The following is a 23778-nucleotide window of genomic DNA, read 5'->3' on the forward strand; positions in this document are numbered from 1 at the left end:
CGCCGGGCCGCCGTGGATCAGGTGTGTGCTGCCCACCACACGAGGAACGCCGCGCCCAACCCGATGACCCAGCTGACGAGACTGCCGACGAGGAAGTACTCGGCCCTGGCACCTGTCTCACCGTCGCGGGAGATCTCAGGGAAGCGCACGATCCCCTTCGCCGCCAGCATCGCGGCGAGGATCGGATACGCCGCAGCCAGGGTGAGCAGCATCACCAGGACGCGCTCGAGCGGGCCGATCAGTCGACCGCCCTTGAATCCCGCGCGCGGGTCGCGCAGAGCCGTGGCTTCATCCGGTCGGCCCGGCCTGTCCGCCATCGTGGCGTCGGTCGACTCCCTGCCGCCGATCGCGTCGCCGGGCGTGGTGGCCTCGGGCGCCGCAGGTTCCGCGTCGACCTCGTCGCGCATCGCCGATCGACGCAGTTCAGCCGGTCGCCAGGTGTGCTCACCGTCGAGCGCCGCGCGCACCACGAGGTTCGCCGACTCGAGGAGGAAGACCCCGGTGCCGAGCGTCAGGATCGCAAGATCGAACGGGACGTCGCCGAACGGTGAACGGAGGTTCCACACGGTGCCGATCAGGCCGGCATCAGTGCGCGCCCCCAGCCATACGACCGATCCGATGCTCACGAGACCGAGCAGCACCGCGGGCCAGAACCCGAGCGGTGCGCGGCGCTCCGACGGCATGCACCAGACCCAGAGCGCTCCGACCACGAGCCCTGCGAGCATGGGCAGCAGCGCGTCGCTCACGCTGCCGAGCAGCAGGAACATCACGGCCACCGTCAGGTACCCGACCCATCGATGCGGAGCGAACTGGCGGACGAGATCGGCGGATCCGACCGCGAGCAGGATGAATCCGGCGACGATCATGCGCTCGCTCCCCTCAGCGCGACCGCACCTTCGATGAGTGCGGCGCTGCCGGCGTTGCGCAACGACTTCGAGACGCTGGGCTGCGAGATGCCCTCTTCGGCGGCGAGGTCGTGCTGCGATCTGCCGACCATCCGTCCGTAGGTGAGGCGGCGCTCGCGCTCGTTCATGGCGCCGACCAGCTCGTCACGGACGAGGAGGTAGGCGTTCGATGCTGCGATCACGCTCTCCATGACCTCATCCTGCCCCGGGGCTCCGACAATCCAGATCCGGGTGCGCGGCACGGTGCGTGCCTCTCTCGCGTGGACGGTCTCGATCGCCGCGCGCGCCGCATACCATCCCGGCCCGTCGGCGAGCTCGCCGTGGACGGAGTCGACGGTGCGCACCTCGCCGATCCCGATGCCGAAACGGAAGGCGATGCCGTCGGGAAGAGCGAGCTGGATCATGAGAAGCGACACCAGAGCGTCTTCGAGCCGAAGATAGACACCCTGCTGCTCATCCCCCACCGTGGGGGTGAGCGGGTGATGTGCCAGAGGCAGGTCGGCCTCCACCCGAGCGATCGTGTCATCGAGCACGCGCTGCGCCGCCGTGCGATCGTCGAGCTTGCGCGATCCCACGATGTCGGCGAGTACGGCGATGACCATGTGATAACCGTATCACGAATAACTGTTATTTATGCCCTATTAGGTTATATGCTCGGAACATGCCTGAATCAGACATCATCCGGTGGGACGAAGGTTCCTGGACCCACTCACCCGCCGCACTCACCACGATCTCCGCCGACGGGGTCGAGCACCTGGACGTGACCGCCGCGGAAGGCAGCGACGCCTGGCGACACACGGCGTACGGATTCGTCCACGACACCGAGCACGCGCTGCTGGCTCCCCTGGCCGTGGGCGAGGCGATGGACGTCTCATTCCGCGCGCCATGGGACGGCCAGTTCGACCAGGCAGGAGTCTTCGTGCGCATCGACGACGAGCACTGGATCAAAGCGGGCATCGAGTACGCCGACGAGCACCTCGGACTCGGCGCCGTCGTCACCGACATCCGCTCCGACTGGTCCGTCGGATACGTCGACGACTGGCACGGCCGAGAGATCACCGTCCGCGTGAGCCGGTGGCCGGACGCGGTGATCGTGCGCGCACGCGCGGACGACGAGGACTGGCGACTGGTTCGCGTCGCTCCGTTCACCGGCGACGCCGCTGCATCCGCCGGCCCGTTCCTCGCCGGTCCGACGCGCGCGGGACTCGTCGTGCGCTTCACCCGGTGGACGAGGTCGACCGCCGACGTCGCGCTGCACTGAGGAGCCCCGCCGGTCGCCGCACATCGCGTCGACCGGCGGTGCACAACCGACTACAGGCCCAGGGCGTGCGCCGCGGCCTGCGCTCTGGCGACGAGCTCGGCACGCTGCTCGGCGACTCGGACGGGAGCCGTTCCCCCTGCTCCGGTGCGCGATGCCACGGAACCCTCGATCGTGAGAACCTCACGTACCTCGGGGACCAGATGCGGAGAGACCGAGAGCAGCAGCTCGTCGGAAGCGTCCTCGAGACCGATCCCCTGTTCTTCGCAGGCCCGCACGAGCGCGCCGGAGATCTCGTGCGCGTCGCGGAACGGCACCCGGCGCTTCACGAGCCACTCGGCGACATCGGTCGCGAGCGAGAATCCCTGGGGGGCGAGGGCCGCCATCCGCTCGGTGTCGAAGCGCAGCGTCGCGATCATGCCGGCGAACGCGGGAAGCACGACCTCGAGGGTCTGGACCGAATCGAAGACCGGCTCCTTGTCCTCCTGCAGGTCGCGGTTATAGGCCAACGGGAGGCCCTTGAGCGTCGCCATGAGCCCCGACAGATTGCCGATCAGGCGCCCCGACTTTCCGCGAGCGAGCTCCGCGATGTCGGGGTTCTTCTTCTGCGGCATGATGCTCGACCCCGTCGAGTACCCGTCGTGCAGCGTGACGAAGCCGAACTCACGTGTGTTCCAGAGGATGATCTCCTCGCTCAGACGCGAGATGTCGACACCCGTCATCGCCGCGATGAAGGCGAACTCGGCGACGACGTCGCGTGCCGCGGTGCCGTCGAGCGAGTTCTCCGCCGGTCGATCGAGTCCGAGTTCCGATGCGACCAGCGCAGGATCGAGTCCGAGGGTCGAGCCCGCGAGCGCTCCTCCGCCATACGGCGAGACGCCTGCGCGACGACGCCAGTCGACGAGACGCTCGAGCTCGCGCACGAGCGGCCAGCCATGGGCCTGGAGGTGGTGCGCGAGGAGCACCGGCTGCGCGTGCTGCAGATGCGTGCGGCCGGGGAGGATCGCGTCGGGGTGGGCCTCGGCCTGCGCGACGAGCGCGTCGATGACACGGAGGATGTCGCGCGCGATCACTCGAACGTGATCGATCAGGTACATGCGCACGAGAGTGGCGATCTGATCGTTGCGGCTGCGTCCGGCGCGCAGGCGTCCGCCCAGTTCGGGACCGAGCTCGGCGATCAGCGCCTGCTCGAGCGCACCGTGCACGTCCTCATCGGAGGGGACGGGCTGCAGCGTGCCGTCGGCGACCTTGCGCGCCACGGCATCGAGCCCCTCATGCATCCTGGCCGCCTCAGCAGGTTCGAGGTAGCCGGCAGCCGCGAGCGCCGTCGCGTGCGCATGCGAGCCCGCGATGTCGTACGGAGCGAGGATCCAGTCGAAATGCGTCGATCTGCTGAGCTCGACGAGCTCGGGCGACGGCCCGCTCGCGAAGCGGGCGCCCCACAGTGCGCCTTCGTTCGTGCCTTCGTTCTTCGAGTCGACCATCACGCGACCTTCTTGCCGAGCAGCCAGACGAGCAGGGCCTTCTGCGCGTGGAGACGGTTCTCGGCCTCATCCCAGACGACGCTCTGCGGGCCGTCGATGACCTCGGAGTCCACCTCGTAGCCGCGGTCGGCGGGAAGGCAGTGGATGAAGATGGCCTCGGAATCGGCGATCTCCATCGTCTCGGGGGTCACCTTGTAGCCGCCGAGATCGCGGATGCGCGCGAGCTTCTCCTCCTCCTTGCCCATCGACACCCAGGTGTCGGTGACCACGACGTCGGCGCCGGCCGCAGCCTCGACCGCATCCGTGAACAGCGTGATCGAGCCGCCGGTCTCCGCAGCCCGGCGGTCCGCCGCCTCGACGACGTCGGCGCGCGGGGCGTACTCCGCAGGTGACGCGATGCGCACATGCATGCCGGCAGTGACACCGGCCAGTGCGTAGGAGTGCGCCATGTTGCTCTGCCCGTCGCCGAAGAACGTCAGGGTCAGCCCCTTCAGCTCGCCCTTGTGCTCTCGGATCGTGAGCAGGTCGGCGAGCAGCTGGCACGGGTGGAAGTCGTCCGAGAGGGCGTTGACGACTGGCACCGTGGTGCCGGCGGCCATCTCCTCGAGCCCCGCCTGCGCATAGGTGCGCCAGACGATCGCCGCGACCTGGCGCTCGAGAACCCGCGCGGTGTCGGACGGCGTCTCCTTGCCGCCGAGCTGGCTGCTCGCGGTCGAGATGATCAGCGGCGTGCCGCCGAGGTCGGCGATGCCCACCGCGAAGGAGACGCGCGTGCGGGTGGACGACTTGTCGAAGATCACCGCGACCGTCTGGGGACCGGCGAGAGCCTTGTTCGCCCAGCGGTCCTTCTTCAGCTCGATGGCGAGATCGAGGATCTCCGCCTGCTCGGCGGGGGTCAGATCGTCGTCACGCAGCAGGTGGCGGGTCATGCGAGGGCCTTTCCGGATTCGGCGAGGGATGTCTGTACGTCAGCGAGCGAATCGGCGAAGAGCTTGCGGAACTCGGCGAGTTCAGCGTCTCCGATCGTGAGAGCCGGGGCGATGCGCACCGTCTCGGGGTTGGCTGCGTTCACGATGAGGCCGCGCTCCTGAGCGGCGGCGACCACGTCGTTCGCGACGGGGGCGCCGAGTGCCACTCCGATGAGGAGCCCTCGGCCACGCACTCCGGTGACGAGGGGCGAGTCGATGTCCGCGATGATCTGTCGGATCTCCTCGCCTCGACGCGCAGCGTTCTCGACGAGTCCGGCGTTCTCGATCTCGGTGAGCACGGCGTCGGCGACGGCGGTGGCCAGCGGGTTGCCGCCGAACGTCGATCCGTGCGAACCCGGCGTGAAGAGCGAGCTCGCCGCACCGTAGGTGACGAGAGCGCCGATCGGGAAGCCTCCGCCGATGCCCTTCGCGAGCGTGATCGCGTCAGGAGTGATGCCCTCGTGGCTGAAGCCGAACCAGGCCCCCGTGCGTCCGGCACCCGTCTGGATCTCGTCGACGATCAGCAGCGCCCCGTGCTTCAGCGTGAGCGAACGGGCGGCCTGCAGATAGCCGTCCGGAAGCTCGACCACGCCGGCCTCGCCCTGGATCGGCTCCACGATGACGGCGGCGACCCGGTCGTCGATCGCGGCTTCCAGAGCCTCGACGGTCGCCGGGATGTGCTCCACTCCCCCGGGCATCGGCTCGAACGGCGCGCGCATCGCGGCCTTGGCCGTCAGCGCGAGTGACCCCATGGTGCGCCCGTGGAATCCGTTCTCGAGTGCGAGGATGCGTGGCTTGTCCGTTCCCCCGTGGAGGCGGGCGAGCTTGAACGCCGCTTCGTTCGCCTCGGCGCCGGAGTTCGAGAAGAACACGCGGCCGTCGATCCCGGCGCCCGCGAGGCGCTTCAGCCGTGCGGCGAGCGCGAGCTGCCAGGGCGTCGCGAAGTAGTTCGACACGTGCGCGAGAGTCGCGGCCTGTCTCGACACGGCCTCGACGAACACCGGGTGCGCGTGACCGAGCGAGGTCACCGCGATGCCGGCGAGGAAGTCGAGGTGGCGCTTGCCCTCGGAGTCCCAGAGGTAGGACCCCTCGCCTCGTGTGAGCATCGCCAGGCGCGGGCCCGCGTTGAGGACCAGATCGCTCGCTGCGTCATCCTGCCAGTTGCTCATGCGTTCATCCCTGCGCTTCCCAAGACCACTTCAGTTCCGATTCCCTTGCTGGTGAAGAGTTCGACGAGCACCGAGTGCGGCACGCGTCCGTCGATGATCGCGGCGGCATCCACGCCGCCTTCGATCGCATCCAGGCAGGCCTTCATCTTCGGGATCATGCCGGATTCGAGTGTCGGCAGCATCTCGATGAGAGCCTCCGAGGTGAGGTGCGACACGAGCGAGTCGCGGTTGGGCCAGTCGGCATAGAGTCCCGGCACGTCGGTGAGGATGACGAGCTTGCGAGCGTTGAGCGCCACGGCGAGGGCTGCCGCCGCGGCATCCGCGTTCACGTTGAGCGACTGGCCGGGGTGATCGAGGTCGGGCGCGATGCTCGAGACGACGGGCACGCGTCCCGCCGCGAGGTGATCGAGCACGGGCGTCGGGTCGACCTCCACGACGTCGCCGACGCGTCCGAGGTCGATCTCCTCGCCGTCGATCACGACACCGCGACGACGACCGCCGAAGAGGCCGGCGTCCTCCCCGCTCAGCCCGGTGGCGATCGGACCGTGCGAGTTGATCTTCGAGACGAGCTGCGGGTTCACCTGGCCGGTGAGGACCATGCGCACGACGCTGATCGCCTCGGTGTTGGTGACCCGGTAGCCGCCCTTGAACTCGCTCGGGATCTCGAGTCGCTGGAGCATGTCGGAGATCTGCGGTCCGCCGCCGTGCACGACGACCGGCAGCACGCCGACGTAGCGCAGGTACGCGATGTCCTGTGCGAACGCCTCCTGCAGCTCGTCGGAGACCATCGCATTGCCGCCGTACTTGACGACGACGATCTGGTCGCGGAACTTCTTCAGCCACGGGAGCGACTCGATGAGTGTCGCGGCCTTCACGGCGGCGACGTCCGGGGTGGTGTCCTGAATGTCGGTCATGAGGCGTAGGCGCTGTTCTCGTGCACGTAATCGTGGGTGAGGTCGTTCGTGAGGATCGTCGCGGTGGCATCGCCGACCTTGAGATCGATCACGAGATGCGTGGCACGCGGAGTGAGGTCGACCTCCTCGCGCGGACGGTCGGGGCCACCCTCGCTGCACACCCGGACGCCGTTCATCCAGACGTCGACGTCGTACGGGTCGAACTGGGCGTTCGTGGTGCCGATCGCTGCGAGCACCCGTCCCCAGTTGGGGTCGTTGCCGAAGATGGCGGCCTTGAAGAGATTGTTGCGCGCGACGGAGCGGCCGACCTCGACCGCCTCCGCCTCGGTCGCGGCGTGCTGCACCTCGATGGTGATGTCGTGGCTGGCCCCCTCGGCGTCGCCCTGCAGCTTGACCGCGAGCTGCTGGCACAGCTCTGCCAGCGCGGCGGAGAAGTCCTTGAGGTCGGGCACCACCTCGGAAGCGCCGTTCGCGAGCAGTGTGACCTGATCGTTGGTCGACATGCATCCGTCCGAATCGAGGCGGTCGAACGTCGTGCCGGTGGCGAATCGCAGCGCGGCATCCGCCTCGAGAGGCTCGAGCACGGCATCCGTCGTGATGACGACGAGCATCGTGGCGAGCCCGGGAGCGAGCATGCCCGCTCCCTTGGCCATGCCGCCGATGGTCCAGCCGTCTCGGCTGACCACGGCGGTCTTCGACACGCTGTCGGTGGTCATGATGGCCTCGGCCGCGACATCGCCGCCGTCTGTCGACAGCTCGGCGATCGCCTGTTCGGTGCCCGAGAGGACCTTCGCGCGGAAGATTTCGTCTCCGACTCCGATGAGGCCGGTCGAGCACACGAGCACGTCGCCGGCGCCGACGCCGAGCAGCTCGGCCGCCTTCTCTGCGGTCTGGTGCGTCGTTTGGAAGCCGAAGCTGCCGGTGAAGCAGTTCGCGCCTCCGGAGTTCAGCACGACGGCCTCGACCACGCGATCGGCGACGGCCTGCTGCGACCAGATGATGGGGTTCGCCTTGGCGCGGTTGCTGGTGAACACGGCCGCACCGACCTTGCGCGGGCCGCGATTGACCACGACGGCGACATCGGGCTTTCCGTTCGATTTGAGACCTGCGGCGACTCCGGCCGCTTCGAATCCTGCGGGGGCGGTGACGCTCACGGCGCGACTCCGTTCACTGAGAGGGCGCGGGACTCGGGCAGCCCCAGCGCGAGGTTCATGGATTGGACGGCAGCGCCGGCGGTGCCCTTGACGAGGTTGTCGACCGCGGTGACCACCGTCATGCGGTTCGCCGCGCGATCGATCGCGAGACCGATCAGGGCGGTGTTCGCACCGAGGACATCGGCCGTGCGCGGGAACTGACCGGCGGGCAGCAACTGCACGAAGGTCTCGTCGCCGTAGGCGTCCTCCCAGGCGGCGCGGATCTCCGCATCGCTGACATCGCCGACGATCGGCGCGGTCGAGGTGGCGAGGATGCCCCGCGACATCGGAACCAGCACAGGCGTGAACGAGATGCGGATGCCGTCGGCTGGGGAACCGGATGCCGCGGCGAGCGCCTGGCGGATCTCCGGGATGTGCCGGTGCGTGCCCCCGACCGCGTAGGGATTGGCGGTGCCGAGGATCTCGCCGGCGAGCAGGTTGGTCTTGAGGCTCTTCCCCGCTCCGGACGGGCCGACGGCGAGCACCGAGACGATGTCCCCCGCGTCGATCACCCCTGCGGCGACCCCGGGGGCCAGGCTCAGGCTCACGGTCGAGGCGTTGCAGCCGGGAGCGGCGATGCGCTTCGCCTCGCGCAGCGTCTCGCGCTGCTTGACACCGCCGACGAGCAGCTCGGGAACGCCGTAGGCCCACGGTTCGTGGAAGTCGCCGCCGTAGAACGCGTCCCAGGAATCCTGCGACGTCAGTCGGTGGTCCGCTCCCGCGTCGATCACGAGCGGGGTGTCGCCGAGCGCGTCGGTGTACTGCCCGGACTGCCCGTGCGGCAGAGCGAGGAACACGATGTCGTGCCCGGCGAGCGTCTCGGGCGTGGTGTCCTGCAGGGTGAGGTGTGCGAGCGACCGCAGGTGCGGCTGATGCTGCACGAGCGGTTGACCGGCGTTCGAGTGCGCCGTCACCGTGCGGATCTCGATGTCGGGATGAGACGCGAGGAGGCGCAGGATCTCGCCGCCCGCGTAGCCGGATGCGCCGGAGACGGCGACGGAGTACGTCATTCTTCTACCTTAACGGTCGGACCCCTCGGCGAACGCGGGGTGCAGTGTCGGGAACCGGGGCGGCGACACCGGCACTCGACCGCCGTGCGTACGCAGGCAGAAGCGCAGGGTCGCCTAGAGTCGGCGGCCGCTGCGGCGTCGGCGCACGGCGATGACGCTCGGAACGAGCGTCAGAGGAGCGGTGGCGGCCGAAGGCATGCCGCGACGATAGCGCGCTCGTCGCGGCATGCGCAAATCGGGTCCGTCATCCGCCGGACGCGCGGAGTGCCGGCGCCGCGAAGAAGGCGAGTTCGTGCGCGCTGGAGACCTCGAAGGCGCGGAGCATCCGTCGCCGCCCCGCGGCATCCGACTCCGTCGCCGCATGCATCACATGGTCGATCGCCTGCTCCGTCGCCTTCTCGAACGCGGGATCGGCATACGTCGCGAGCCACGACGCGTAGGGATGCTGCGGGTCTCGGGCGTACGCGTCGAACTCCCCCGCGTGCAGGCGGGTTCCGAGATCGGTGTACAGCCAGAAGCATGGCAGCACGGCCGCGATGAGCTCGGCGTAGTCGCCGCCGAAGGCCACGGAGCGCAGGTGGTCGAGGTACGCGACGGTCGCAGGCGCCGGATCGACGGCGAAGGTCGCCGCTTCCACTCCCGCGCCCGGCGCCAGCCACGATGCATGGAGCTCGAGCTCTCCGGTGATCGCCCCCTGCGCTGACTGAGCCCAGAACGCCTGCTCGTGCGGTGTGGGCGCGATCCGCGCGGCCGCTGCGAGCACTCGGGCGTACTCCGGGAGATACAGCGCATCCTGCCGGAGGTAGAAGAGGAACCGTTCGCGGTCGAGAGTCCCGTCGGCCAGAGCGCGGATGAAGGACAGCTCGTCGATGTCGGCCCGCACGTGCGCGATCCGGTCCCACCACCGATCGCGGAGGTCGGCACGCTCGGGTGCGGCCTCGAGTCCCCCTCGTCGCCAGAGGCCGCCGAAGTGGTTCACCGGTCCGTGACCGCTCCCGATGTCGAGCGCATCGCTCTGCCTCAGGGATTCCCGCAGCCAGGTCCTCGCCGATTTCACCGCGTCGACAGGGGACTCCCCTCCGGCGAGGCGGGTGGCGAGGGCCGACGACAGGGAGCATCCGGTGCCGTGCGTGTTGTGTGTCATGATGCGCGACCCGGGATAGCCGTGTCTGACGCCTCCGGCGACATCGATCAACGCGTCCGGAACGTCGTCGCCGTCGAGGTGCCCTCCCTTGACGAGCACCGCCCCGCCGATGCGGGCGGAGAGCTCGGCCCCGGCCTCGAGCGCGTCGTCCCACCCCGTGATCGGACGATCGGAGAGCGCGGCGAGCTCGGCGAGGTTGGGCGTCACGACATGAGCGCGCTCGAGGAGCCCGCGGAGTGCGCGCTCGGCATCCTCATCGAGCAGGCGATCACCGCTGGTCGCGACCATGACCGGGTCGAGCACGACGATCGGCGGACGGACGGCGTCGAGCCAGGCGGCGACGGTGGCGATCACCTCCGTGTTCGCCAGCATCCCGATCTTCACCGCGTCGATGACGATGTCGTCCGAGATGGCATCGAGCTGCTGCCGGAGGAACTCGGCAGGAGGCACGTGCACCGCTCGGACTCCCCTGGTGTTCTGCGCCGTGAGCGCCGTGACAGCCGCCATGCCATAGCCCCCGTTCGCGGCGATCGACTTGAGATCGGCCTGGATCCCCGCCCCGCCCGACGGGTCGCTCCCCGCGATGCTGAGCACGCGAGGTGTGCCCGAAGCCCTCCATCGGCTGAGGAATGCCCGGGCCGTCCTCGTCGGATCGACGGCGGCGCAGATGGCGGAGACGACGGCGAGCCCCGCCGCACCCGCATCCCGAAGGCGCTCGATGTCGTCGATTCCCACGCCGCCGATGGCGACGCATGGCAGTGCGGTCCTCGCGGCGAGCGCACCGAAGCCGTCGATTCCCAGGGCCGGCGGGTGATCCGGCTTGGTGGCGGTGGGACGGATCACGCCGACGCCGAGATAGTCGACCGTTCCCGCCGGCAGCGCGGCCACGGCGTCGAGATGCTCCGACGTGTTCGCCGTCAACCCGATGATCGCCTCGGGTCCCAGCCGCTCGCGTGCCCGCAGCACCGATACGTCGCCCTGGCCGAGGTGCACGCCGTCGACCCGCGCTCCCCTGGCGCGAGCGATCAGCGCCGCCTCGACGCGGTCGTTCACCACGAGCAGTGCACGGCCGTCGATCACCCGAGAGAGCTCGATCAACTGATCGGCGGTCTCGGCATCCGTCGCGCCCTTGTCGCGCAGCTGGACGATGCGCACGCCCCCTCCGACGGCGAGTCGCACCGTCTCCGCGACGCCCCGCGCGCCGCAGAGGGTGGGATCCGTGACGAGGTAGAGGGAGAGGTCCGCGATCACAGCGCGTGCTCCTGCACACGCGCGGCGACGGCGAGGTCCTCCGGCTGCACGGCGGCGAGCGCGTCGAGCAGTGCGACGGCGAAGCTGCCGGGGCCCGGGGCCCGCGCCGCGGCGCGCTCGGCGGCGATCGTGTACACGAGGCTCGCCGCCGAGACGGCGGTGAGCGGATCCGCAGCGGTCGAGCGCGCCGCACCGAGGAACGCCGCCATGACGGCGCCCAGCGCGCATCCGCCGCCGGTGACACGGGTGAGCAGTTCATGACCGTTCGCGATGCGGAGCAATCGTGCTCCATCCGTCACCAGGTCGACCGGTCCCGACACCGCGACCACCGCGCCGTGCCGCGAAGCGAGTGCGAGTGCCGCTTCGGCCGCGGCATCGGTCGTGTCCGTCGCATCGACGCCGCGCCCCCCAGCGCTGAGCGCCGCGAGGGCCAGGATCTCCGAGGCGTTCCCCCTGATCGCCGTAGGGCGTGCGTCGGCCAGCTCGTGCGCGAGTGCCGTGCGCACCGGCAGCGCGCCGATCGCGACGGGATCCAGCACCCACGGAGTACCTGCGGCGAGGGCTCCTGCGGCGGCTTCACGGCTCGCCGCACGCTGCTCCGGAGTCGGCGTACCGAGGTTGATCAGCACCCCGGAGGCCACCCCGGCGAACATCCCCGCCTCACCGACGATGTCGACCATCGCCGGCGCCGCGCCGAGGGCGAGCAGCACGTTCGCGGTGAAGCCCGTGACGACGCTGTTGGTGATGCAATGGGTCAAGGGTGGGCTGTCGCGCAGCCCTGTCAGGAGCTCAGCCGCCGAGGTGGCCAAGGTCGATTCGGAATCAGGACGCAGACGATCGCTCAACGCGACATCCCTTCGCTAGTACGAACTAGATCAGGTTCGACGGGTCTGTTCTCAGCCGCGGATGCGGCACCCCGTGTCACTGATCGCAGTCTAGCGAGGCCCCGATCAGTCGATCAGCTGCAACAGCGCGATTTCGTCGGCGCGAGTGAGCCCTGCCCGCCGGTCCCGATCGACGCCGCGCGCCTGCTCGTCATCGACCACGGCGGCGATCGTCTCGTCGAGCGGACGAAGCCGACCTCCTGCCGCGCGGTAGCGGGCGTTCGACCTGGTCATGAATCCGGTCATCTCGCTCGGCAGCCACAGCGGCAGCGACCGCTCCCCCGCCCAATACGCCACACCGTGCTCGACGAGCCAGGCGTCAGATGCCGCGACCGTGTCTCCCCGGTGCCCCGCACGTCTGCGCACGGCGTCGAGGACCTCGCTCAGCCGATGCCGATCGCCGATCGTGTTGATCACACCGGTGGCCCTCGTGGTGGCGACGAACTCTGACAGGTCGTCGACGTCGATCACCTGCACGTCTCGCTCCTCGACACGCGGAAGCAGCACGGGGCCGTCCTCGGCACGCAGAAAAGCGGTAGCCCAGTACCCGAAACGATCACTCGGGTCGTCCGCCCCGACGATCAATCCCGGGCGCACGATCAGGGTGCGGTCGCCGAGTGCACGCACGGCGTCCTCGGCGGCCACCTTCTGCCGGCCGTACTCGTCGTCTCCCCTCTCAGCCGGCGGATGCAGCGTCGCCGACTCGTCTGCACCGACCGTCTCCTCGTCGGAGTATGCCGACATCGACGAGACGTACGTCCAGCGGCCCGCTCGTTCACCGAGTGCCGCGACCGCAGCGGAGACGTGGGCCGCGTTCGACGAGACGTCGATCACGTGATCCCACTCCCGACCGGACACCGCATCGTAGGCGTCCCTGGCGTCACGATCGGCCAGCACCAGGCTCGCGCCCTCCGGAGACGGTCGTCCTCCGCGCGCCAGGCACATCACCGTCGCCCCGCTCAGGAGCAGCCGTCTGGCGATGCGGCCGGACAGCCAGCCGGTGCCGCCGAGGATCAGAACATCCGTCATGACCCCATGCCACCATCTTCGCCGCGCGAGGGGAAGGGTCTTCCGCTCAGGGCGGATGCCGGTCAGCTCGTGCGAAGATCCGACAGGCCGGACAGTTCCGGGACCGTCCACGAGGGATCCGGGCGCCAGTCGCGCCATTCGGCGTCGAACGGCCAGTCACCGTGATGGAAGGACTCGATCGCCGCGTCCGCGTGTCGTTCGATCTGCGCGGCCTGCTCAGAGGTGAGACGTCCCTGCTCGACGGCCGCGATCACCTCGTCCTCGTCCTTGAGGTGCACCTGACCGTCCGCCTGGATCTCCACGTCGAGGATGTGATCCGATGAATACGTGTCGCGGTCGGTGCGCAGATGCGCGTTCTCGAGATTCACGTACCACCCGGCGAACTCCCACTCGGGACCGCTCACATCGCTCCAGAACAGCCACACCGACCACGCCGCACCGGCCGGAGCGATGCGGAGGATGCCGTTGCCCCACCACTCCTCCACGATCCGGGTACGCGGATCGAGCCACCGACGCTCGAGCGGAACGGTCCGGATGCGCTCGCCCGCCGGAGTGCCCTGCCCCTCCTGGAGCGTGCCCGGAGAGAGCCATGCCACCAGACCGCGTTCATCGTCGCGGACCACCCGCATGGGCGTGATGGTCGACGCATCGCCGGGCTGCCAGCCGGGCTTGCGGTAGTGCCAGGAGATCTGGTCGCCGGGTTCGAGGAACGGCGCTTCACCCATCGGTCGGACACCATCGGGAACCGCCGCGGGAGTGCTGTGGGGCAGGATGCTCATCCCGACACGGTACCTCGCAGGTCCACCGCGCTCAGGTCGGCTCGGCGGCGTCGGCAGCATCCCGAGAGCACACGCGCACGCGGACCGCACCATTCGAGTGCGGTCCGCGTGCGGGTCGGTTCAGGCGGAGCTTCAGTCGCGCAGGGTCGCGTCGAAGCGCTCAGCTGCGACAGCGACACCCGCGAGCTTCGCCTCTGTCGCCTCGGCTGCGGTGAGCGTGCGGTCGTCCGCACGGAAGCGCAGCGCGAAGGTGAGACTCTTCTGACCATCCGTGACGCCGTCCCCCCGGTAGTCGTCGACGAGACGGACCGACTCGAGAAGCGCACCGGCACCCTCGGTGAGCGCAGCGCGCACGTCGCCCGCCGGCACATCAGCGCCGACCACCAGCGACACGTCCTGTGTCGCAGCGGGGAACGTCGACAGCGAGGCGGCGACCGCACGGTTCCCGCCGAGCGCGATGACCTCGTCGAGGTCGAGCTCGAGCACGGTGGCACGACCGGGAAGGTCTGCTCCGGCGGCGACCTCGGGGTGGAGTTCGCCGACGTAGCCGATCTCGACGTCGCCGACGGAGAGCACGCCGGTGCGTCCGGGGTGCAGCGCCGCGCGCTGCCCCTGCACCACATCGAGGTCGACTCCGGCTGCAGCCGCGATGACTCTGGCGGCGTCGAGCGCCTCGGAGAGCCCGTAGGGCTCCGCGGCGCGTCCCGGCTGCTTGGTCACGACGTTGCCCGTGAACAGCGCCGCGACATGACGGTGCTGCGGTGGGATCGACGCGTTCAGTTCGGCGAGCGTGTCGTCCGACGGACGCTCGCCGAGCGGCGGCACCTCGTCCGTGCCGTACTCGACACCCGGCTCGGGCAGGAACACGACTCCGGTCTCGAACAGCGCGAGGTCCGTGAGGCCGCGCGAGATGTTGCGGTGCGCGGTCTGCAGAAGCCCGGGGATCAGCGATCGACGCAGGAACGGAGCGGAGCCGTCGAGCGGGTTCGCGAGCCGGATGCTGGGCAGATGCTCTCCCGACGCCGAGCCGTGCAGGTCGTTCTCCGCCTCCGTCGTGAAGGGGAACGAGGGCGTCTCGACGAGACCGGCAGCCGCCAGCGCGTCGGCGACGCGGCGACGACCCTGCTGGTGTGAGGTGAGACCGCGGCCGGACGGCGGCGTCGGCAGCACGGACGGGATGCGGTCGAGACCGTGGATGCGAGCGACCTCTTCGGCGAGAGACCACTTGTCGGTGAGGTCGGGACGCCAGGTCGGCGGGATCACGGTCCACCCGGCATCCGACCCGGAGACCTCTGCGCCGATGGTCGTGAGCGCGCCGGCGATCTCGTCGTCGGAGTAGTCGACGCCGATGAGCCCCTGCACGAATCCGCGCGGGAGGTCGATGTCTGCGACGAAGACCTCGGCGAACAGAGCGCCGCCCTCGTCGGTGAGCGTGCCGCCGGCGAACTCGACCATCAGGTCGGCTGCACGGCGGGCTGCCACGAACGGCACGAGCGGGTCGACACCGCGCTCGAACCGCTTGGATGCCTCGCTGGGCAGCTTGTGACGGCGTGCGGTGCGGGCGATCGTCACAGGGTCGAAGGTCGCGGCCTCGATCAGCACGTTGTGCGTCGTGTCGCTCATCTCGGTCGTGCCGCCGCCCATGACGCCGGCGAGACCGATGGGACCCGACTCGTCGGTGATGAGGAGGTCCTCGGCGTGGAGCTTCCGCTCCTGGCCGTCGAGGGTCGTCATCGTCTCACCGGCCGTCGCACGACGCACGGTGATGCCGCCGGAGAGCCTGTCGAGGTCGTATCCGTGCAGCGGCTGCCCCAATTCGAGCATCACGTAGTTGGTGATGTCGATCAGGATGCCGAGCGAGCGCATGCCGGCGAGCGACAGCCGCGCGATCATCCACGGCGGAGTGGGGCGCGACGGGTCGACGTCGCGGACGACGCGGGTGACGAACTCTCTCGCGCCGACGCGGCCGCGTACGGGGGCTGCATCGTCGACGATCGCCGTGTGACCGGCGCCCGGCTGGAGCTCGGTGAAGTCGCGCTCGGCCGGGTCGCGGAACGGTGCTCCGGTCGCGTGGGAGTACTCGCGGGCGACACCGCGCAGCGAGAACGCGTACCCGCGGTCGGGCGTGACGTTGATCTCGACCGCGACATCGTCGAGTCCGAGCAGGCTGATGGCGTCTGTGCCGACGGGTGCATCGATACCGAGGTCCGCGAGGACGAGGATGCCGTTGTGTTCGTCGCCGAGCCCCAGCTCACGCGCAGAGGCGATCATGCCGTCGGACACGTGCCCGTAGGTCTTGCGGGCGGCGATCGGGAACGGCCCCGGCAGCACTGCACCGGGAAGCGTCACGACGACCTTGTCACCCGCGACGAAGTTGTGCGCGCCGCAGACGATTCCACGGATTCCGCCGTTCGCCTCACCGACATCGACCTGGCACCAGTTGATCGTCTTGCCGTTGGACTGCGGCTCCGCCTCGAGCGAGACGACCTGTCCGACGACGACGGGACCCGAGATCTCGAAGCGGTGGACGTCCTCCTCCTCGAATCCGACTGTCACGAGCGCTGCGAGGACATCCTCCGGTGTCGTATCCGCTGCCAGATCGACGTACTCACGCAGCCACGAAAGCGGGACGCGCATCACACCACCATCCCGTACTGCTCGCTGAAACGGACATCGCCCTCTGCCATGTCCCGCATGTCCTGCACATCGCTGCGGAACATGAGTCCTCGCTCGACGCCCATTCCGAACGCGAAGCCGCTGTAGACGTCGGGATCGATCCCCGCCGCGCGGAGCACGTTCGGGTTGATCATCCCGCAGCCGCCCCACTCGATCCAACGGGCGCCGCCCTTGAAGGTGGGGTGCCAGAGGTCGAGCTCGGCCGACGGCTCGGTGAAGGGGAAGAAGTTCGTGCGGAAGCGCGTCTTGGCCTCGGGGCCGAAGAGCTGACGCGCGACGTGGTCGAGCGTTCCCTTGAGATGCGCCATCGAGATGCCCTTGTCGACGACGAGTCCTTCGAACTGGGTGAAGACGGGGAGGTGCGTCGCGTCGAACTCGTCGGTGCGGTACACGCGGCCGGGGCAGAGCACGTAGATCGGCACCTCGCGGTCGAGCATCGAGCGCACCTGCACGGGGCTCGTGTGCGTGCGCATGACGAGGTGGCGCGACGGCGGGTCGACGTAGAAGGTGTCCTGTTCCTGACGGGCGGGGTGGTCGACGTCGAAGTTCAGAGCGTCGAAGTTGAACCACTCGTGCTCGAGCTCGGGTCCTTCCGCGATCTCCCAGCCCATGCCCACGAAGATGTCCGAGATCTGCTCGCTCAGCAGGGTCAGCGGATGCCGGGCGCCGACGCGTGTGCGCGAGGGGATCGCCGTGATGTCCAGCCGCTCGGCCTCGAGGCGCTCAGCGACCTCCGCGGCGGCGAGCTCCTCCTCCTTGGCGGCGAGGGCCTTGGTGACCTGACCGCGGCCCTGGCCGACGAGCTTGCCGAAAGCGGCCTTGTTCTCGGGGGCGACCTGTCGCATCGAGGCGTTCAGGACGGCGAGCGGCGATCCGTCGGCGACGTGCGCGGCGCGAGCGGCTTTCAGTTCGGTCGTATCGGCGGCTGCGGCGATCGCTTCGAGCGCGGCCGCCACGGCGGCTTCGACCGCTTCCGGGGTGATTTCGGGAGACTCAGACACGAGACAGGAGTCTACCGGCGCGAGGCGGTCGCCCCGCGCCGGTGGACATCACTTCGGATCGGAGCTGTCCAGCCCGCCTACACCACCGGTGCCGCCGAAGCCGCTGCCCCCGCGCTGCAGGGTGATGAGCTCGGTGTCGGTGCCGTCGCCGTGCTGGCGGGGATCCTCTGCCGCGTGGATCGCCTTCACCTTCGGCGAGCGACGGGTCTGGATCTCGACCCACTTCGCGATGCCCGACAGGATGAGGCACATGACGATGTAGATGCCGCCGATGACGAAGGCCGACTGCAGGATCGGGCGACCCTGCTGCGACGTCAGCTGCTTCGCGTAGTACAGCAGCTCGGGGTAGGTGATGATGAAGCCCAGAGCGGTGTCCTTCATCGTGACGACCAGCTGCGCGACGATCACCGGGAGCATCGCCCGGATCGCCTGCGGCAGGAGGATGAGACGCATCACGCCGCTCTTGCGGAGTCCGATCGCGTAGCCCGCCTCTTTCTGCCCCCGAGGCAGGGACTCGATGCCGGCCCTCAGAACCTCGGCGAGCACGGAGCCGTTGTAGGCCATCAGTGCGATCACGACGGCCCAGTAGGGATCCATCTTGATTCCGACCACGGGGAGCCCGTAGTAGAGCAGCATCATGAACACCAGCACCGGAACGGCACGGAAGAGCTCGGTGACGGCTGTCACGGGGATCCGCACCCACGCGTGCTCGGAGAGCCGCCCGATGGCCAGCACGAAGCCGAGGACGACGCTGAGGACGGCGGCGAGCGCGAAGGCTGCGAGCGTGTTGCCCAGGGCCTTGAAGATACCCATCCACACGTTGGAGAACGTGAACACGTACCACTTCTCCGCCGAGAACTGGCCTGTCTCCACCATGCGGAGCACGATGAAGCCGATGGCGGCCAGGACGAGGACGACGGTGGCGACCGCGATGATCCGGTTGCGGGCGATCGCCCGGGGTCCGGGGACGTCGTACAGTACAGAGCTCATCGCGCGATCCTCCAACGGTTCTCGAGATATCGCTGCAGCCAGCTCAACAGCAGCACCAGGGCGACGAACACGACGGCGACCCAGAGGAGGACCTCCATCGGGTTGCCCGGACGGTCGGCCGAATCGTTGATGGTCGACCGGAGAGCCGCGAGCTCGGCGACCGAGAACCCGGCTGCGACGGTCGTGTTCTTCAGGAGCGCGATGAAGACGCTCATCATCGGCGGGACGACCGAGCGGAACGCCTGCGGCAGGATCACGAGACCCATCACCTGTCCGAAGGGAAGTCCGATGGCCCGCGCGGCCTCGGCCTGACCGACGGGCACCGTGTTGATACCCGCCCTCAGGACCTCGGCCACATAGGTCGCCGTGTAGATGCCGATGGCGAGGATGCCGAGCACGAGGTTCGACAGTTCGGGCAACCCGAGTTGCGGGTACCCGAAGATGAAGAAGAAGAACACGAGGGTGAGCGGGGTGTTGCGCACGGTGTTCACGTACACCGTGCCGACGCCGCGGGCGATGGGCACCGGGGAGACACGCATGGCCCCGACGATCAGACCCAGGATCAGTGCGATGATCCCGCCCGCGAAGAACACGATCAGCGTGTTGCTGATCGCCTGTCCCCACAGGTCGAGGTTGCCGAAGATGACGTCCACGCCACCCTCCCTTCTTCAGAGTGAATGGGCGGCCCCCCTGAGGGGGCCGCCCATGTCGATCAGTACGCGTCGACCTCGGGCTGTTCGACCTCGATGCCGCTGGAACCGAGGTTCGCGTCGAAGATCGCCTGCCAGATGTCGCCACCGTCGGTGAAGAGCTCGTTGATGTGCGTGCGCAGCGCGTCGTCGCCCTTCGTGAGGCCGACACCGTAGCGCTCCTCGGTGAAGAGGCCGCCGGTCACCTTGACGTCATCCGGGTACTGGGCCGCGTAGCCGATCAGGATCGCCTGGTCGGTGGTCACGGCGTCGACCTTGCCGTCGATGAGGTCCTGGACGCAGGCGGAGTACAGGTCGTACTCCTGCGTCTTGATCTCGGGGAAGTTCGCCTTGATGTTCTGGATCGGCGTCGAGCCGGTCGCGGAGCAGACGGTCTTGCCGTTGAAGTCCTCGAGAGCCTCGGCGTCGTCCGCGTCGGCGGCGACCAGGAGTCCCTGACCGGTGATGAAGTAGGGACCCGCGAAGTCGATGAGCTCCTTGCGCTTGTCGTTGATCGAGTAGGTGCCGACGTAGTAGTCGATGTCACCGTTGGTGATCGCCTGCTCGCGGTTCGCCGAAGCGATCGGCTTGAACTCGATCTTGTCCTCGTCGTAGCCCAGGGATGCGGCGATCCACCGTGCGATGTCGACGTCGAAGCCGGTGCGCTCTCCGGTCGTGACGTCGAGGTAGCCGAGCCCGGGCTGGTCCTCCTTGACGCCGACGATCACCTTGTCGCGCTCCTGGATGGCGTCGAACGTCGGGCTGCCCTCGAGCTGGACGTCGTCAGCGACCTCGAACCAGGTGGAGTCCTCGCTCTCTTCGCCGCCGGTTCCGGCGCCGGGGCTGGACGGGCTGCCGCTGTTGCAGGCCGTCAGCGCGAACAGTGCAACCGTCGCGATCCCGATTCCTGCCAGTGTCCGTGTGCGTCGCATGTGCGTCTCCTTCGTGTGCTGTGTGTGCAAAGGTCTGTGAGGCTCGTCAGTGCGTGAGGAGCTTGGAGAGGAAGTCCTTGGCGCGGTCGCTCTTCGGGTTCGTGAAGAACTCCTCAGGCGTCGCCTCCTCGACGATCTTGCCGTCGGCCATGAACACGACCCGGTTGGCGGCCTTGCGAGCGAAGCCCATCTCGTGGGTCACGACGATCATCGTCATGCCGTCACGGGCGAGCTCCACCATGACGTCGAGGACCTCGTTGATCATCTCGGGGTCGAGCGCGCTGGTCGGCTCGTCGAAGAGCATGACCTTGGGCTGCATGGCGAGAGCGCGGGCGATCGCGACGCGCTGCTGCTGTCCGCCGGAGAGCTGTGCGGGAAGCTTCGAGGCCTGCTGGGCGACGCCGACGCGCTCGAGAAGCATCATCGCCTCTTTGTCGGCATCGGCCTTCTTCATGCCGCGGACCTTGATCGGGCCGAGCGTCACGTTCTCGAGGATCGTGAGGTGCGCGAAGAGGTTGAACGACTGGAACACCATGCCGACGTCTGCGCGCAGATGCGCGAGGCCCTTTCCCTCAGCGGGGAGCGCCTTGCCGTCGATGCTGATCGTGCCGCTCGTGATCGTCTCGAGGCGGTTGATCGTGCGACACAGTGTCGACTTGCCCGAGCCTGAGGGACCGATCACCACGACGACCTCGCCGGCGTTCACCGTGAGGTCGATATCCGTGAGCGCCTGGAAGTCGCCGTAGTGCTTCTGGACATTGTCGACAACGACGAGGGGCTTACCGGTGGTCATCATTTCTCCAAACTAGCCAGGTCGCTCACGTGGCTCCACAGTGATGCGTCGACATTTACACGTTCGTAACCACGCGATGGGGCCGATCCCGCCCGAGAACCGGAGTGCCCCACGGTCCGCCCCCGCGGACCGTGGGGGCGTCCCTGCTGCTCCGTTCCTCCCCCGAGTAGAACGTGGCAGCAAGCCTCCGACCGGATCCGATCGCAGGACGACTCCGGAGAATGGCCGAGTCCGCGCCTCAATGAGGGGCGTGGGCTCTGTGGCATCTGAATTCTCCGTTGAATCGAGCGCGATCGACCCCCACATTGGCAGAGTGACATGCCGGTATGAGACTTCTTGAGGATTTCTTGAGGCCTCAGTCCCGCTGGTCCCGGTAGTACTCGACGGCCCCCGGATGCAGGTCGACCGGCCCCGTGAAGATCGCCTGCCTGCGGTCGAGCAGGGACGCGACCGGAACCCGCTGCGCGATATCGGTGCGGACCGTGAAGAGGCTCGTGAGGACGTCCCGTACGACGCCGTCCGGAGTGTCGGACGAGGTGACCAGATAGTTCGGCACCGCCATCGTGGGCGCGGACTCGTCGAGTCCATAGAGCCCGACGGGGAAGTCGGACGGCCGATACGCATCGGAGTATCGAGCGTTGATCGTCGTGACCCATGTCTGCTCGATCGGCACCAGCCGCACGGGCGTCGTCGTCGCGAGCTCCGCGATGCCCGGTGTCGGGATGCCGCCGACCCAGAAGAATCCGTCGATCTCGGATCTCTCGAGCGCGCTGATCGACTCACCGAGATCGAGCCGGGGATCCGTGATCGTCGCGACGTCGACGTCGGCGGCGTCGAGTGCTCGCGCCGCGATCACATTGACGCCGGAATTCTCGGCCCCGAGCGACACCGTCCTGCCCGCAAGGTCGCTGAGGGCGGCGATGTCCGAATCCGCGCGTACGACCACGTGGAGGTACTCGTCGTACAGGCGAGCGACAGCCTGCACCGGCATGGGCTCGTCGAACGCTCCCACTCCGGCGACGGCGTCGGCCGCGGCATCCCCTTGCGCGAAGCCGAGGAGGGCCTCCCCCGAGCTCACCCGCAGGAGGTTGTCGACGGACCCGGCGGTCTCGGCTGCCGACACGCGGATGCCCAAGGACTCCGACAGCTCCCGAGCGAGTTCGTCGCCGTAGGCGTAATAGACCCCGTTGGCTCCCCCGCCGGCGATCTCGTAGGCAGAGTCGTTCCACTCCGTCGATCGAGCGCTGCACGCGCTGCTCGTGGCGGCGAGCAGCAGCACGAGTGCCGTCGCCACCCCTCTGCGCCACCATGCGCGGCGGCTAGCCCGCCCGCTCATCCCTCAGCTCCGTCCGGCAGCATCAGCGACACCAGCAGCCCGCCGTCGTCCGGCGTATCGACCCGCAGCTCGCCGCCGATCGACTCCAAGAGGTCGGTCGCTATCGCGAGGCCGAGCCCTGACCCCGGAACCCCGCCGCTGTCGTCGCTGCGCCAGAATCGGTCGGCGGCGTTCGCGGCCTGCTCTCGCGTCAGGCCGGGGCCGTGGTCGCGGACTGTCAGCACGCAGAGTCCACCGCTGCGGTGCGCGTCGACCTCGACGGCCGACTCGGCGGGCGAGAACTTCACCGCATTGTCGATGACGGCGTCGAGCGCGCTCTCGACGATCGTGCGGTCGGTGATGCTCATCACCGGGCCCACTCCTGTCGAGAGCATCCGGACGCGTCGCTGTGACGCGACCTCGCTCCAGGCGTCTGCGCGGCGGGCGGCGAGCGTGGTCAGATCGACGGCTGAGATCATCGTGTCGGCGCGCCCGCCGCGCGCGAGTCCGAGGAGCGTCTCGAGGATGCGAGCCATCCGGCGCCCTTCCTCCCTCGTCTCCTCGACGTCGTCCTTCCAGTCGGCTCCGAGACCGGTCGAGAGGTGCTCGACACGCAGCAGCAGCGCGTTGAGGGGATTGCGGAGCTCGTGCGAGGCGTTCAGGGCGAACTCCTGCTGACGCGTCATGACGCGCTCGATCTCATCCGCCATGCCGTTGAACACGCGCGTCATCCGGCGTAGCTCAGGAGGCCCCGTGTCCTCCGCGACCCTCGCATCCATCTCGCCGCGTTCGATCGCGATCATCGCCTCATCGAGACGTCGGACCGGAGAGAGCACCCACCGGGCGAGTTGGAAGACGAGGAGCACGCCGAGTCCGATCGAGACGATCGACACGACCGTCAGCACAAGAATCTGCTGCAGGATCTGGGTCCGTGGCGCCTCGACGTCCGCGGAGAGCATCACGGCGCCGATCACGTCGCCGTCGTCGAAGACCGGCTCGACGAGCGAGGACTCTGCCGCGATCCAGGGGAACACCGGCTCGGGCGCCTCGGCGCGGCGCCCCGAGAGCGCGAGGCCGACCCGTGCGGCATCGTCCTCTGACAGGACTTCGCCGCCGCCGTCGCGCGCTGACCACACCCCACCGGAAAGATCGAAGACGATCACATCGATCCCGTACACCTCGTGGAAGCGGGCGACCTCCGCATCGATCACCGTCGCGCTGCCCGACCGCAGCGCCTGCCGCGCGCTGGTTACGAAATACCCGAGGTCGCCGAGCTGCTCGGTGTAGAAGGCCTGCTGGATGCTGCGGGTCGCGCTCCACGCCGTGGCGCCGCCCAACGACAGCAGGATGGCGACGAGCGGCACCAGGAAGACGACGACGAGACGTCTGCGCAT

21 protein-coding genes and 1 riboswitch are annotated in these 23778 nt (G+C 68.7%); of the genes, 1 reads left to right on the forward strand and 20 read right to left on the reverse strand.

What is annotated here, in order from left to right; all coding sequences use genetic code 11:
* Positions 1-17: 17 nt before the first annotated feature.
* Both AKG07_RS06475 and AKG07_RS06480 read right to left on the reverse strand, forming a co-directional pair.
* Complete coding sequence (locus AKG07_RS06475; protein WP_053096864.1) at positions 18-866, reverse strand: hypothetical protein; 849 nt, start codon at positions 864-866, stop codon at positions 18-20.
* Positions 863-1507 (reverse strand): SatD family protein, encoded by a 645-nt coding sequence (locus AKG07_RS06480; RefSeq protein WP_053096866.1) that lies wholly within the window; start codon positions 1505-1507, stop codon positions 863-865. Before AKG07_RS06480 ends, AKG07_RS06475 begins: the two co-directional genes overlap by 4 nt.
* Positions 1508-1566: 59 nt before the next feature.
* Here AKG07_RS06480 and AKG07_RS06485 point away from each other — a divergent pair, with 59 nt between their 5' ends.
* Positions 1567-2166, forward strand: coding sequence for a DUF1349 domain-containing protein (locus tag AKG07_RS06485; protein WP_053096868.1), 600 nt, complete (start codon positions 1567-1569; stop codon positions 2164-2166).
* Between the two features lie 50 nt (positions 2167-2216).
* Here the strand turns inward: AKG07_RS06485 and argH are convergent, their stop codons facing one another.
* From argH to AKG07_RS06575, 18 genes are all read right to left on the reverse strand, one after another.
* Positions 2217-3647 (reverse strand): argininosuccinate lyase, encoded by a 1431-nt coding sequence (argH, locus tag AKG07_RS06490; RefSeq protein ID WP_053096870.1) that lies wholly within the window; start codon positions 3645-3647, stop codon positions 2217-2219.
* Positions 3647-4576, reverse strand: a complete 930-nt coding sequence (argF, locus tag AKG07_RS06495; protein ID WP_053096871.1) for an ornithine carbamoyltransferase — start codon at positions 4574-4576, stop codon at positions 3647-3649. Before argF ends, argH begins: the two co-directional genes overlap by 1 nt.
* Positions 4573-5784 carry an acetylornithine transaminase gene (locus AKG07_RS06500; RefSeq protein ID WP_053096873.1) on the reverse strand — a complete coding sequence of 404 codons (1212 nt, stop codon included), beginning with the start codon at positions 5782-5784 and terminating at the stop codon, positions 4573-4575. The genes argF and AKG07_RS06500 overlap by 4 nt, the downstream gene beginning before the upstream one ends.
* Positions 5781-6698 (reverse strand): acetylglutamate kinase, encoded by a 918-nt coding sequence (gene argB, locus AKG07_RS06505; protein WP_053096875.1) that lies wholly within the window; start codon positions 6696-6698, stop codon positions 5781-5783. Before argB ends, AKG07_RS06500 begins: the two co-directional genes overlap by 4 nt.
* Complete coding sequence (gene argJ, locus AKG07_RS06510) at positions 6695-7852, reverse strand: bifunctional glutamate N-acetyltransferase/amino-acid acetyltransferase ArgJ (RefSeq protein WP_053096878.1); 1158 nt, start codon at positions 7850-7852, stop codon at positions 6695-6697. Before argJ ends, argB begins: the two co-directional genes overlap by 4 nt.
* Positions 7849-8901, reverse strand: a complete 1053-nt coding sequence (argC, locus tag AKG07_RS06515) for an N-acetyl-gamma-glutamyl-phosphate reductase (RefSeq protein WP_053096880.1) — start codon at positions 8899-8901, stop codon at positions 7849-7851. The genes argJ and argC overlap by 4 nt, the downstream gene beginning before the upstream one ends.
* Positions 8902-9145: 244 nt before the next feature.
* A complete protein-coding gene (gene thiD, locus AKG07_RS06520; protein ID WP_053096882.1) occupies positions 9146-11296 on the reverse strand; it encodes a bifunctional hydroxymethylpyrimidine kinase/phosphomethylpyrimidine kinase in 2151 nt (716 codons plus the stop codon).
* Positions 11293-12141 (reverse strand): hydroxyethylthiazole kinase, encoded by an 849-nt coding sequence (thiM, locus tag AKG07_RS17635; RefSeq protein ID WP_053096885.1) that lies wholly within the window; start codon positions 12139-12141, stop codon positions 11293-11295. The genes thiD and thiM overlap by 4 nt, the downstream gene beginning before the upstream one ends.
* Positions 12132-12225: riboswitch (TPP riboswitch) on the reverse strand. (Overlaps the previous gene by 10 nt.)
* A gap of 21 nt (positions 12226-12246) precedes the next feature.
* Positions 12247-13209, reverse strand: a complete 963-nt coding sequence (locus tag AKG07_RS06530; protein ID WP_053096887.1) for an NAD-dependent epimerase/dehydratase family protein — start codon at positions 13207-13209, stop codon at positions 12247-12249.
* A 62-nt stretch (positions 13210-13271) separates the two neighbouring features.
* On the reverse strand, positions 13272-13988 hold the full coding sequence (locus AKG07_RS06535; RefSeq protein ID WP_171821926.1) for a DUF402 domain-containing protein: 717 nt from the start codon (positions 13986-13988) through the stop codon (positions 13272-13274).
* A 132-nt stretch (positions 13989-14120) separates the two neighbouring features.
* Positions 14121-16625: a phenylalanine--tRNA ligase subunit beta gene (gene pheT / locus AKG07_RS06540; RefSeq protein WP_053096891.1), complete on the reverse strand. Its 2505-nt coding sequence runs from the start codon at positions 16623-16625 to the stop codon at positions 14121-14123.
* A complete protein-coding gene (pheS, locus tag AKG07_RS06545; RefSeq protein WP_053096893.1) occupies positions 16625-17665 on the reverse strand; it encodes a phenylalanine--tRNA ligase subunit alpha in 1041 nt (346 codons plus the stop codon). Before pheS ends, pheT begins: the two co-directional genes overlap by 1 nt.
* Positions 17666-17713: 48 nt before the next feature.
* Positions 17714-18655, reverse strand: a complete 942-nt coding sequence (locus AKG07_RS06550; RefSeq protein ID WP_053096895.1) for an amino acid ABC transporter permease — start codon at positions 18653-18655, stop codon at positions 17714-17716.
* Positions 18652-19308, reverse strand: coding sequence for an amino acid ABC transporter permease (locus AKG07_RS06555; protein ID WP_053096897.1), 657 nt, complete (start codon positions 19306-19308; stop codon positions 18652-18654). Before AKG07_RS06555 ends, AKG07_RS06550 begins: the two co-directional genes overlap by 4 nt.
* Positions 19309-19367: 59 nt before the next feature.
* On the reverse strand, positions 19368-20276 hold the full coding sequence (locus tag AKG07_RS06560) for a glutamate ABC transporter substrate-binding protein (RefSeq protein ID WP_053096898.1): 909 nt from the start codon (positions 20274-20276) through the stop codon (positions 19368-19370).
* A 46-nt stretch (positions 20277-20322) separates the two neighbouring features.
* Complete coding sequence (locus AKG07_RS06565; protein ID WP_372984152.1) at positions 20323-21072, reverse strand: amino acid ABC transporter ATP-binding protein; 750 nt, start codon at positions 21070-21072, stop codon at positions 20323-20325.
* Between the two features lie 352 nt (positions 21073-21424).
* Positions 21425-22405 (reverse strand): TAXI family TRAP transporter solute-binding subunit, encoded by a 981-nt coding sequence (locus AKG07_RS06570; RefSeq protein ID WP_053096900.1) that lies wholly within the window; start codon positions 22403-22405, stop codon positions 21425-21427.
* The gene (locus AKG07_RS06575) at positions 22402-23778 is read right to left on the reverse strand and encodes a sensor histidine kinase (RefSeq protein WP_053096902.1); all 1377 of its coding nucleotides are present in this window, start codon (positions 23776-23778) and stop codon (positions 22402-22404) included. Before AKG07_RS06575 ends, AKG07_RS06570 begins: the two co-directional genes overlap by 4 nt.

The organism is Microbacterium sp. CGR1 (assembly GCF_001266755.1).
In the GTDB taxonomy this organism is placed as follows: Bacteria; Actinomycetota; Actinomycetes; order Actinomycetales; family Microbacteriaceae; genus Microbacterium.

Excerpts from the sequence above, each read along its gene's own strand:
- AKG07_RS06480 (WP_053096866.1), bottom strand. The coding sequence starts at position 1,507 with ATGGTCATCGCCGTACTCGCCGACATCGTGGGATCGCGCAAGCTCGAC.
- AKG07_RS06500 (WP_053096873.1), bottom strand. The coding sequence starts at position 5,784 with ATGAGCAACTGGCAGGATGACGCAGCGAGCGATCTGGTCCTCAACGCG.
- argF (WP_053096871.1), bottom strand. The coding sequence starts at position 4,576 with ATGACCCGCCACCTGCTGCGTGACGACGATCTGACCCCCGCCGAGCAG.
- AKG07_RS06550 (WP_053096895.1), bottom strand. The coding sequence starts at position 18,655 with ATGAGCTCTGTACTGTACGACGTCCCCGGACCCCGGGCGATCGCCCGC.
- AKG07_RS06535 (WP_171821926.1), bottom strand. The coding sequence starts at position 13,988 with ATGAGCATCCTGCCCCACAGCACTCCCGCGGCGGTTCCCGATGGTGTC.
- AKG07_RS06485 (WP_053096868.1), top strand. The coding sequence starts at position 1,567 with ATGCCTGAATCAGACATCATCCGGTGGGACGAAGGTTCCTGGACCCAC.
- AKG07_RS06560 (WP_053096898.1), bottom strand. The coding sequence starts at position 20,276 with ATGCGACGCACACGGACACTGGCAGGAATCGGGATCGCGACGGTTGCA.
- argH (WP_053096870.1), bottom strand. The coding sequence starts at position 3,647 with ATGGTCGACTCGAAGAACGAAGGCACGAACGAAGGCGCACTGTGGGGC.
- AKG07_RS06565 (WP_372984152.1), bottom strand. The coding sequence starts at position 21,072 with ATGATGACCACCGGTAAGCCCCTCGTCGTTGTCGACAATGTCCAGAAG.
- argB (WP_053096875.1), bottom strand. The coding sequence starts at position 6,698 with ATGACCGACATTCAGGACACCACCCCGGACGTCGCCGCCGTGAAGGCC.
- AKG07_RS06575 (WP_053096902.1), bottom strand. The coding sequence starts at position 23,778 with ATGCGCAGACGTCTCGTCGTCGTCTTCCTGGTGCCGCTCGTCGCCATC.
- pheT (WP_053096891.1), bottom strand. The coding sequence starts at position 16,625 with ATGCGCGTCCCGCTTTCGTGGCTGCGTGAGTACGTCGATCTGGCAGCG.
- AKG07_RS06475 (WP_053096864.1), bottom strand. The coding sequence starts at position 866 with ATGATCGTCGCCGGATTCATCCTGCTCGCGGTCGGATCCGCCGATCTC.
- AKG07_RS06530 (WP_053096887.1), bottom strand. The coding sequence starts at position 13,209 with ATGACGGATGTTCTGATCCTCGGCGGCACCGGCTGGCTGTCCGGCCGC.
- argC (WP_053096880.1), bottom strand. The coding sequence starts at position 8,901 with ATGACGTACTCCGTCGCCGTCTCCGGCGCATCCGGCTACGCGGGCGGC.
- AKG07_RS06570 (WP_053096900.1), bottom strand. The coding sequence starts at position 22,405 with ATGAGCGGGCGGGCTAGCCGCCGCGCATGGTGGCGCAGAGGGGTGGCG.